Source organism: Shigella sp. SIG3 (assembly GCF_053555855.1).
Genome location: NZ_JBQZXE010000033.1, coordinates 22,439 through 33,011, shown reverse-complemented (window position 1 = coordinate 33,011; position 10,573 = coordinate 22,439). Strand labels below are relative to the sequence as shown.

The following is a 10,573-nucleotide window of genomic DNA, read 5'->3' as shown; positions in this document are numbered from 1 at the left end:
TTTTTGACTTAAATAGCAATTTACCCGCCAATTCTTGCTGAACATCTATACTTTTTTTGTATTTTTATGCGATTCATTGATTTCTGCTGTACGTGCAGGAAGGAATCGCAGAGCAACAGTGAAAGAATATGGTTGCTAATGATTTTATTTGATTGATTTCTTTATTGAAAATCAACAATGTGCTTAAAAATCATTCGGGTCGGATTGCCGCGAAAGAAGTGATACACTAGCGCGTCAATATCAGTGCGGTATCAGTATTCAGGTAGCTGTTGAGCCTGGGGCGGTAGCGTGCTTTTTCTGCTTCACCTTAATCGGATAATCTTAACAAAAAGAGTTACTTGTGGATAAGCCATTTCGAAGAATTTTGCTCATTAAGATGCGTTTTCATGGGGATATGTTATTAACTACTCCCGTCATTAGTTCTCTGAAAAAAAATTACCCTGACGCAAAAATCGATGTGCTGCTTTATCAGGACACCATCCCGATCCTGTCTGAAAATCCAGAGATTAACGCGCTCTACGGCATAAAAAATAAAAAAGCAAAAGCCTCAGAAAAAATTGCCAACTTTTTTCATCTCATCAAGGTATTACGTGCCAATAAGTATGACCTTATCGTCAATCTTACCGATCAATGGATGGTTGCTATACTGGTTCGCTTATTAAATGCTCGTGTGAAAATTTCCCAGGATTATCATCATCGGCAGTCTGCTTTTTGGCGTAAAAGTTTCACCCATTTGGTGCCGTTGCAGGGTGGAAATGTGGTGGAAAGTAACTTATCCGTGCTGACACCATTGGGACTTGATTCGTTGGTGAAGCAGACAACCATGAGTTACCCGCCTGCAAGCTGGAAACGTATGCGTCGCGAACTTGATCACGCTGGTGTTGGACAAAATTATGTGGTTATCCAACCTACGGCGCGGCAAATCTTCAAATGCTGGGACAACGCCAAGTTTTCCGCTGTGATTGATGCCTTACATGCTCGTGGTTATGAAGTCGTTCTGACGTCCGGCCCAGATAAAGACGATCTGGCCTGCGTCAATGAAATTGCGCAGGGATGCCAGACGCCACCAGTAACGGCGCTGGCTGGAAAGGTGACCTTCCCGGAACTTGGTGCGTTAATCGATCATGCGCAGCTGTTTATTGGCGTTGATTCCGCACCGGCGCATATTGCCGCTGCAGTTAATACGCCGCTGATATCGCTGTTTGGCGCAACAGATCATATTTTCTGGCGTCCCTGGTCAAATAACATGATTCAATTCTGGGCGGGAGATTACCGGGAAATGCCAACGCGCGATCAGCGTGACCGAAATGAGATGTATCTTTCGGTTATTCCGGCGGCAGATGTCATTGCTGCTGTCGATAAATTACTGCCCTCCTCCACGACAGGTACGTCGTTATGATCGTTGCTTTTTGTTTATATAAATATTTTCCCTTTGGCGGTTTGCAGCGCGATTTTATGCGTATTGCTCAGACAGTCGCCGCCCGAGGTCATCATGTTCGGGTTTATACCCAGTCGTGGGAAGGCGAATGCCCTGATGTATTTGAACTGATCAAAGTGCCGGTTAAATCGCATACCAATCACGGGCGCAATGCGGAGTATTTTGCCTGGGTGCAAAAACATTTACGCGAACATCCCGTCGATAAAGTCGTTGGATTCAACAAAATGCCGGGGCTGGACGTTTATTATGCCGCTGATGTTTGTTATGCCGAGAAAGTAGCGCAGGAAAAAGGCTTTTTCTATCGCCTGACGTCACGTTATCGCCATTATGCCGCCTTTGAGCGGGCAACCTTCGAACAGGGCAAGCCGACACAGCTGCTGATGCTGACAGATAAGCAAATCGCCGATTTCCAGAAACATTATCAGACTGAAGCGGAGCGTTTTCATATTCTGCCACCGGGGATTTATCCTGATCGTAAATATAGCCAGCAGCCAGCCAATAGCCGTGAAATCTTCCGTAAGAAGAATGGAATAACCGAACAACAATATTTATTGTTGCAGGTCGGTTCAGACTTCACGCGTAAAGGTGTCGATCGTTCCATTGAAGCACTTGCTTCGTTACCGGATTCGCTGCGCCACAACACATTGCTATATGTTGTTGGGCAGGATAAACCGCGAAAATTTGAGGCACTGGCAGAAAAACGCGGCGTGCGCAGTAATGTTCACTTCTTCTCGGGGCGCAACGATGTCTCGGAATTAATGGCGGCGGCGGATTTATTACTGCATCCTGCCTACCAGGAAGCGGCGGGAATTGTGCTGCTGGAAGCGATTACTGCAGGATTACCGGTACTAACAACTGCCGTTTGTGGCTATGCGCATTATATTGTCGACGCTAATTGCGGCGAGGCTATTGCTGAGCCATTCCGCCAGGAAACATTGAATGAGATTTTACGCAAAGCGTTAACGCAATCTTCATTGCGCCAGGCTTGGGCGGAAAATGCGCGACATTATGCTGATACACAAGATTTATACAGTCTGCCAGAGAAAGCGGCGGATATCATAACGGGTGGTCTGGATGGTTGAACTTAAAGAGCCGTTTGCCACGTTATGGCGCGGCAAAGATCCTTTTGAGGAAGTTAAAACCTTGCAGGGTGAGGTATTTCGTGAACTGGAAACTCGCCGTACTCTGCGCTTTGAAATGGCGGGAAAAAGCTATTTTCTCAAATGGCATCGCGGCACGACCCTGAAAGAGATAATCAAAAATTTACTCTCATTGCGGATGCCAGTATTAGGCGCAGACCGCGAATGGAATGCGATTCATCGACTGCGGGATGTCGGCGTTGATACTATGTATGGGGTGGCATTCGGCGAAAAAGGCATGAATCCGCTGACCAGAACCTCGTTTATTATTACCGAAGATCTGACACCAACCATCAGTCTGGAAGATTACTGTGCTGACTGGGCGACCAACCCACCAGATGTTCGCGTAAAGCGTATGCTTATTAAGCGTGTCGCGACGATGGTGCGCGATATGCATGCTGCGGGCATTAACCATCGTGACTGTTATATCTGTCATTTCCTGCTGCACTTGCCTTTTTCCGGTAAGGAAGAGGAGTTAAAAATTTCGGTAATTGACCTACACCGGGCGCAGCTTCGCACGCGCGTTCCAGGTCGTTGGCGCGATAAAGATCTTATAGGGCTTTATTTTTCTTCAATGAATATTGGCCTGACTCAGCGGGATATCTGGCGCTTTATGAAGGTGTATTTTGCCGCCCCGCTTAAAGACATTCTCAAGCAGGAACAAGGACTGCTGTCGCAAGCAGAAGCAAAAGCCACAAAAATCAGGGAAAGAACGATTCGAAAATCGTTGTAACCCGTAACTTATTTTTGCCAAAATTTTGGATACAGAATAAATATGTCTCAACTCAATGATAGTGACATCATCCTTTTTGAGTATAATTTTCATTATCAAAATATAAGATCTAAAAATACTCTTGATATAGCATTTGGTATTGACAGAAATTTTCTTTTTGGATGTGGTGTAGCCATCGCATCTATTCTATTAAACAATAGAGAAATCTCTTGTGAATTTCATGTTTTCACAGATTATATCAGTGATAAAGACAAATTATATTTTTCTGATTTAGCAAAACAATATAATTCAAGAATTAATATTTATGTTATCAATTGTGATAAGCTGAAGTCATTACCAAGCACGAAAAACTGGACTTACGCAACATATTTTCGATTTATAATTGCAGATTATTTCTATCATAAACATGAAAAAATACTATATCTTGATGCAGATATTGCTTGCAAGGGTAGTATTAAAGAACTCTTAGATTATCAATTTTCTACTAATGAAATTGCCGCAGTTGTAGCTGAAAGAGATATTGAATGGTGGCAAAATCGAGCCTCGGTATTAACTACACCACAGTTAGCTTCTGGATATTTCAATGCTGGTTTTTTACTGATAAATATTGATGAGTGGAATCTAAATAACATTTCGTCAAAAGCTATTGAAATGTTGCGTGACCCAGATTGGGTAAGTAAAATCACCCACCTTGATCAAGATGTACTGAATGTATTATTGAATGGTAAAGTGAAGTTTATTTCGGAGAAATATAATACCCGATATAGTATTAACTATGAATTAAAAGACAAAGTTGATAATCCAGTCAATGATGACACCGTGTTTATACACTATGTGGGACCTACAAAACCCTGGCATGAGTGGGCTGATTATCCGGTTTCACGTAGTTTTTTGATCGCCAAAGCAGCTTCTCCGTGGAGTAAAGAAGATTTACTTAAACCTGTAAATAGCAATCAGTATCGGTATTGTGCAAAACATAAATTTAAACAAAAGCATTATATGGCAGGCATTTTTAATTATTTAAAGTATTATAAAGAAAAATGCTTCTAAAGATTTAAGGTTAAAATAATTCATTATGATATATAATAAAACGATAAATGGGTTGAAAGTTTTCATAAAAGATAATGATCCCTTTTATGAGCAAGTTCTAAATGACTTTTTAACTTGCAGGGTTAAAACATTAAAAGTTTTTCGTTCTATTGATGATACTAAAGTCATTCTTATTGACACTGCTCGTGGACCTCTTGTACTTAAAGTTTATGCGCCAAAGCATAAAATGACCGAACGTTTCTTAAAATCTTGCATAAAAAAAGATTATTATGAAAATTTAATTTATCAAACCGATCGGGTACGTGGTGAAGGCATCCAATCAATTAATGACTATTTTTTGCTAGCTGAACGTAAAACATTAAATTTCGCTCATTATTATATTATGCTCATTGAGTATATTGAAGGTGTCGGGTTAAATGAGTATTTGGAAATTTCTGAAGATCTGAAGGATCAATTATCAGAATCGATAAAAGAGTTGCATCAGCATGGAATGGTGTCTGGCGATCCTCATAAAGGAAATTTTATAGTATCCGAAAAAGGTTTAAGACTAATTGACCTTTCAGGTAAAAAAACAACCGCTGTTTTAAAAGCAAAAGATCGCATTGATCTTGAACGGCACTATAATATAAAAAATGAATTGAAAGACTTTGGCTATACATATCTTATATTCAAAAAGAAAATTAAAAAAGTAATCAGGGATGTAAAAGTCAAACTAGGATTGAAGAGCAAATAATGATTATGATGAAGGGTAATTAAATTGGATTTTAAACATCTTACTCAATTTAAAGATATAATTGAACTGGACAAGCGCCCCGTTAAACTTGATGAACGGGAAACGTTTAATGTCTCATGGGGTATTGATGAGAACTACCAGGTTGGGGCTGCGATTTCAATTGCTTCAATTCTTGAAAAGAATAAACAAAACAAATTTACCTTTCACATAATCGCTGATTACTTAGACAAAGAGTATATTGAATTATTATCACAATTAGCAACGAAGTATCAAACAGTAATTAAATTATATCATATTGATTCTGAGCCATTGAAGGCGCTACCTCAATCAAATATCTGGCCAGTATCTATTTATTATCGTTTGCTTTCATTTGATTATTTTTCTGCGCGATTGGATTCATTATTATATCTTGATGCTGATATCGTCTGTAAGGGTTCATTGAACGAGTTAATAGCATTAGAGTTTAAAGATGAATATGGGGCAGTGGTAATTGATGTAGATGCTATGCAAAGTAAAAGCGCTGAGCGTTTGTGTAATGAGGATTTTAACGGTAGCTATTTTAACTCTGGTGTAATGTATATTAATTTACGGGAATGGTTAAAACAAAGACTAACGGAAAAATTCTTTGATCTATTATCAGATGAGTCAATTATAAAAAAATTAAAGTACCCGGATCAAGATATTTTAAACTTAATGTTTCTACATCATGCTAAAATATTACCGAGAAAATATAATTGTATTTATACTATAAAGTCAGAATTTGAAGAAAAAAATAGTGAATATTACACCCGGTTTATTAATGATGACACTGTCTTCATACATTATACTGGTATAACTAAGCCATGGCATGATTGGGCGAACTACGCCTCTGCAGATTATTTTCGTAATATTTATAATATATCACCATGGAGAAATATACCTTATAAAAAAGCTGTTAAAAAACATGAGCACAAAGAAAAATATAAACACTTGCTTTACCAGAAAAAATTTCTCGATGGTGTTTTTACAGCAATTAAATATAATGTTATGAAAGGTTAATATACGAGATGGTTGATAAAATAATATTTACGGTTACTCCTATTTTTTCAATTCCTCCTCGCGGAGCGGCTGCTGTTGAAACGTGGATGTATCAGGTTGCTCAGCGTACCAATTTTCCAAATCGTATTGTTTGTATCAAAAATCCAGGATACTCAAATTACACCTTTGTTAATGATAATTGTAGTATTCATAGGGTTGGATTCAGTCGCATATATAAGCGGTTATTTCAAAAATGGACAAGACTTGATCCTCTTCCATATTCACAGAGAATATTGAATATTGCACATGATTTTCCTATAACGAAAGAAAGTGTTATTGTAGTTCATAATAGCATGAAGCTATACACTCAAATTCGTAAGCGAGCTCCTCAGGCAAGAGTGGTTATACATATGCATAATGCATTTGAACCAAAATTGCTTGAGCAAAATGTTAAAATGATAGTCCCTAGTTTATACTTGAAAAAGTATTACCAATCTTATTTAGCAAATGCAGATATTGAGATTGTACCAAATGGAATTGATTTAGAAACCTATCAATCTAATTTTCAGCCGATCACTAGAAGCGAACTTAATATCTCCCCTGAAGAGAAAATTATTTTTTATGCTGGGCGTATCGTCCCTGACAAAGGCATATTGCTGTTGATGCAATCATTCGAAAAATTGGCCGCTGCTCACAAAAATTTAAAATTAGTTGTGATTGGTGATTATACAGAAATGAGTAAAAGTGACAAAGGTGCATATCAACGCAATGTCAGGGAAATTGCAAAACGTTTGAAGGATCGTTGCATTATGTTAGGAAGCATACCGCCTGAAAAGATGCATTGTTATTACCCACTGGCAGATTTAGTCGTCATTCCTTCCCAGTTCCAGGAACCATTTTGCATGGTGGCAATTGAAGCTATGGGTGCTGGTAAGCCTGTTTTAGTGAGTACGCGTGGGGGGATGACGGAATTTGTCAAAGAAAATACTACGGGATTCCATTTAAAAGAACCTATGACTGCAGACTCCATAAGCAGCGATATTTTAAAAACGTTAGCGAATCCTGAATTAACAGCAGTTGCAAAGCAAGGTCAGGACTTTGTGTTTGATCACTACAGTTGGGATGGCGTAACTCAAAGATTCGAAGAGGTTATTCATAATTGGTTTGAATAAATAAAAAGGCCGCATTATGCAGCCTTTTTTATTTTTTACTTGTTTTTCATCGCTAATAATAAGCCGGCGTAAACGCCTAATAAATTTGGTTCAATTTGTTCTACGTTTCCACGGATAACAAAATAACCTATAAAAGATAGTAAGATTATATAATATGCATTATATGGTGAGCGATATTTATTCTTGACGCCATTTTTTATACACTCTTTCAATATTGCACAGTATAGCATCATAAGACTTACCAGCCCTAATAAACCAGTGCCAAACCAGATGAATAGCGCAAAATTATGTGGCCCTATTGATTGTCTAAAGGTCCATTCTGGATAATCAATGACACGTTTATTATAGACATCTTTATATGCAACGTTACCGTAACCATAACCAATAACAGGATTTTCTAATATTAGATCGAGTGCGCTGCCTTGAGTACCATTTGCATAGCGATAAGAACTATTAGTTTGTTGAAGTTTATACGTTAGCTTTGCGGTCATCTCCTTATGTGTGAAAATAACCGACAATGCAATGATGGAAACCATTACTCCTACTAATAGTAACTTCCATTGTTTAAACATCAGAATCCATATTAATCCAATGACTAACACGGAAAGCCAGGCCCCTCTGGATAAAGTTCCTAATATCAGAAAAATAAAAATAACGCTTAGAACCACAAAAGAAATGCGGTATTTTGCTGATTTGATAAGCCAGAGATTTAACAATGCAGGGAATAAAAAGACCATCGAGTCAGAAATGCTACGGTGTCTATAATCTGCGAATGGCATTATCCCTTGTTGATAGTCCTTATAATAGGTAATCAATTCAGAAAAACAGCGTAAGCCCAACGCACTAATAAATGAGAAGAAAACGATTTTTTCGACATCTTCTCTTTTCTCGTCTCTCAATATGACCGGTATTGCTATTGTGCATAGTAAAGTATTCTCAATAATAGCTTTGAAAATTTCCTTCATGCTAGCACCTGCATCAGGGGATTGAAGAAGTGACAGCAATGCAGCAATAGTTAATATGGCAACACTACCAAAAAGAAATGTTTTAAATAGTGAGAGATAGTGTTTTGGCCGTTTGCAGAGATAGACGATTGTCGTTATTGTCATAAGAATAACAATAAGATGTTTATACCTTGTAATCCCACCCAAAAAATAGGTGGTAATGAATAAGAATACGAGAGCTCTGTTCCAGTACGCTATCCAGTTTTTTTTCTCGAGAGAGAAAAATAATGTTGAGGTCATCTTATCTCCGATGTCAACTTATTGGTTATTATTTCAAGATTTAAATTTTGAAAAACGGTTTGAGCTGGCAAATCTGCAAGAGACATACTTGTAGAACGACACTCTACTTGATTCTTCCCATACCCACCAATTAATCCCGGATCGGTTGGTCCATAAACCGTGATATTGGGTCTATCCAGTGCCGCCGTTAAATGGCTTAACCCCGTATCCACCGACACTACAAATTTAGCCCCGGCCAGCACGCGGGCAACGCCTTCCAGACTCATCTTCGGCAATACTTCAACATAAGCAAATCCTTCCGCCAGTCGTTTCGCCCGTTCTTCCTCATGCGGCGCGCCCCACGGAAGTTTAATCCGTATTCCTGAATCAGCCAGTAAACCAATCAATTCTCGCCAGTGTTCTTCCGGCCAGTGTTTATCATCACGGGTCGTCGCATGAAGAAATACGGCATATTCGCCAGCATCTGTAGGCAGGTTCGTCAGAAAATGCTGTGCGATAGCATAATCGCCCTGGGTTTGCGGTTTGCTATAGCCCAAACTTTTGGCAAACAGTTCGCGGGTGCGTTCTACGGCGTGCTGCTGTTTTGCAATATGATGCTTACAATTGTAAAACAGGCTGGCTAAAGGTTCGCGAGCGGTTTGCCAGTCCAATCCATGCTTTACGCCATGCGCCAGACGTGTCACCAGTGCCGCGCTTTTTACCAGCCCCTGAGCGTCGATAACTGCGTCATAGTTCTCTGCTTGTAGCGCTTCACGAAACGCTTTGCGTTCAGCTTTTATGGGGGCCGAGAACCAGGCTTTACGCCAGCGACGTATTGCCACAGGAATAACTCGCTCAACGGCAGCGTGCCAGGAAGGAATCTGTGCGAACCCTTCTTCCACCACCCAGTCAAACTTAATCCCTGGGATTGCCTGCTGGGCATCAGTGAGTGCGGGCAACGTATGGAGAACATCGCCCATCGACGATGTTTTAACGATCAAAACCCGCATCCGTCAGGCTTCCTCTTGTAACAATAGCGCGTTGAGTTCTTCCAGTACGCGCTGGGGAGTAATGTCGATCAAGCTCTGGTGATAACCCTCCGCAGCGTCACCTTTACGCACTTTGTGATAGCCGGTAATCAGACGGATCACGCGCGCTTTATGGGATAGCGGCGGTGTGAAGTCCGGGCTACTTGGACCATACAGGGCAACCAGCGGACGATTGAGCGCCGCCGCAACGTGCATCAGGCCAGAATCGTTAGTGACAATGGCTTTACAGGCTGCAATCAGGATAACCGCTTGATCAAGCTGTGTTTCCCCCGCCAGGTTCCGACACCATGCCTGCTGCTCGGTATTCAAAGCGGCAAGAATCTCATTGCCCGCTTCATGATCTTTCGCAGAGCCAAACAGAACCACCTGATAACCTTCATCAATCAGCTGCTTTGCCAGTTCCGCATAGTGGTAGTGTGGCCAGCGTTTTGCCGGACCAAACTCCGCACCCGGGCAAAAGCCAATCATCGGACGTTCTGATGAAAGCGAAAATTGATTACAGGTATATGATTTTTCACCTTCGCTCACCTGCAACTGCGGCCATAACAATGGCTGCGGCAGATCTTGTGCGGTACGCATAATGCCTTTGTCATAGGCCAGCGCGACATAGCGTTCCACCATTAGCGGCCAGGCTTCTTTATCGAGCACGCGTACATCGTTGAGTAAACCGTAGCGCATCTCGCCGCGCCAGCCGGTGCGATGAGGAATACCCGCGAAGAAAGGCACTAATGCAGATTTGAAGGAGTTTGGTAAGACGTAGGCGCGGTCGTAGCGCTTTTCACGCAGGCTATGACCCAGTTTGCGGCGTTCGCCGATTTCCAGCGCTCCGTGACCGAGAGGCATAGGGATAGCTTCGTTAACTTCCGGCATCCGCGATAATAATGGACGGCACCATGCCGGTGCCATCACATCGATTATCGCCTGGGGATAGCGCGCCTGGAGCGTGCGATAGAGACTTTGCGACATCATCATGTCGCCAACCCAAGACGGGCCGATCACCAGTATTTTCATGCAGAGCT

The 10,573-nt window shown here is 41.0% G+C and carries 10 protein-coding genes; 7 read left to right on the top strand and 3 right to left on the bottom strand.

The window, feature by feature from the left end:
- Positions 1–340 precede the first annotated feature (340 nt).
- Genes rfaQ through ACUU1I_RS08670 form a run of 7 tightly spaced genes read left to right on the top strand, consistent with a single transcriptional unit; the run spans position 341 to position 7,282 of the window.
- Positions 341–1,399, top strand: a complete 1,059-nt coding sequence (gene rfaQ / locus ACUU1I_RS08700) for a lipopolysaccharide core heptosyltransferase RfaQ (RefSeq protein WP_000360402.1) — start codon at positions 341–343, stop codon at positions 1,397–1,399.
- Positions 1,396–2,520, top strand: a complete 1,125-nt coding sequence (locus tag ACUU1I_RS08695; protein ID WP_000634246.1) for a glycosyltransferase family 4 protein — start codon at positions 1,396–1,398, stop codon at positions 2,518–2,520. The genes rfaQ and ACUU1I_RS08695 overlap by 4 nt, the downstream gene beginning before the upstream one ends.
- Positions 2,513–3,310: a lipopolysaccharide core heptose(I) kinase RfaP gene (gene rfaP, locus ACUU1I_RS08690; protein WP_005052194.1), complete on the top strand. Its 798-nt coding sequence runs from the start codon at positions 2,513–2,515 to the stop codon at positions 3,308–3,310. Before ACUU1I_RS08695 ends, rfaP begins: the two co-directional genes overlap by 8 nt.
- Positions 3,311–3,352: 42 nt before the next feature.
- Positions 3,353–4,360: a lipopolysaccharide 3-alpha-galactosyltransferase gene (gene waaO, locus ACUU1I_RS08685; RefSeq protein ID WP_000080639.1), complete on the top strand. Its 1,008-nt coding sequence runs from the start codon at positions 3,353–3,355 to the stop codon at positions 4,358–4,360.
- Positions 4,361–4,385: 25 nt separating this feature from the next.
- Positions 4,386–5,093, top strand: a complete 708-nt coding sequence (rfaY, locus tag ACUU1I_RS08680) for a lipopolysaccharide core heptose(II) kinase RfaY (RefSeq protein ID WP_000639946.1) — start codon at positions 4,386–4,388, stop codon at positions 5,091–5,093.
- 24 nt (positions 5,094–5,117) lie between these two features.
- The gene (locus ACUU1I_RS08675) at positions 5,118–6,131 is read left to right on the top strand and encodes a UDP-glucose--(galactosyl) LPS alpha1,2-glucosyltransferase (protein ID WP_000346002.1); all 1,014 of its coding nucleotides are present in this window, start codon (positions 5,118–5,120) and stop codon (positions 6,129–6,131) included.
- 8 nt (positions 6,132–6,139) lie between these two features.
- A complete protein-coding gene (locus tag ACUU1I_RS08670) occupies positions 6,140–7,282 on the top strand; it encodes a lipopolysaccharide N-acetylglucosaminyltransferase (protein WP_000227811.1) in 1,143 nt (380 codons plus the stop codon).
- A gap of 35 nt (positions 7,283–7,317) precedes the next feature.
- Here ACUU1I_RS08670 and rfaL read toward each other — a convergent pair whose 3' ends face one another.
- The 3 genes from rfaL to rfaF are packed head-to-tail and all read right to left on the bottom strand — an operon-like array spanning position 7,318 to position 10,565.
- On the bottom strand, positions 7,318–8,526 hold the full coding sequence (rfaL, locus tag ACUU1I_RS08665; protein WP_000204751.1) for an O-antigen ligase RfaL: 1,209 nt from the start codon (positions 8,524–8,526) through the stop codon (positions 7,318–7,320).
- Positions 8,523–9,515: a lipopolysaccharide heptosyltransferase RfaC gene (gene rfaC / locus ACUU1I_RS08660; protein ID WP_001264565.1), complete on the bottom strand. Its 993-nt coding sequence runs from the start codon at positions 9,513–9,515 to the stop codon at positions 8,523–8,525. The genes rfaL and rfaC overlap by 4 nt, the downstream gene beginning before the upstream one ends.
- A 3-nt stretch (positions 9,516–9,518) precedes the next feature.
- Positions 9,519–10,565 (bottom strand): ADP-heptose--LPS heptosyltransferase RfaF, encoded by a 1,047-nt coding sequence (gene rfaF / locus ACUU1I_RS08655; RefSeq protein WP_000699228.1) that lies wholly within the window; start codon positions 10,563–10,565, stop codon positions 9,519–9,521.
- Positions 10,566–10,573 lie beyond the last annotated feature (8 nt).

Excerpts from the sequence above, each read along its gene's own strand:
- ACUU1I_RS08670 (WP_000227811.1), top strand. The coding sequence starts at position 6,140 with ATGGTTGATAAAATAATATTTACGGTTACTCCTATTTTTTCAATTCCT.
- rfaP (WP_005052194.1), top strand. The coding sequence starts at position 2,513 with ATGGTTGAACTTAAAGAGCCGTTTGCCACGTTATGGCGCGGCAAAGAT.
- waaO (WP_000080639.1), top strand. The coding sequence starts at position 3,353 with ATGTCTCAACTCAATGATAGTGACATCATCCTTTTTGAGTATAATTTT.
- rfaY (WP_000639946.1), top strand. The coding sequence starts at position 4,386 with ATGATATATAATAAAACGATAAATGGGTTGAAAGTTTTCATAAAAGAT.
- rfaL (WP_000204751.1), bottom strand. The coding sequence starts at position 8,526 with ATGACCTCAACATTATTTTTCTCTCTCGAGAAAAAAAACTGGATAGCG.
- rfaC (WP_001264565.1), bottom strand. The coding sequence starts at position 9,515 with ATGCGGGTTTTGATCGTTAAAACATCGTCGATGGGCGATGTTCTCCAT.
- rfaF (WP_000699228.1), bottom strand. The coding sequence starts at position 10,565 with ATGAAAATACTGGTGATCGGCCCGTCTTGGGTTGGCGACATGATGATG.
- ACUU1I_RS08695 (WP_000634246.1), top strand. The coding sequence starts at position 1,396 with ATGATCGTTGCTTTTTGTTTATATAAATATTTTCCCTTTGGCGGTTTG.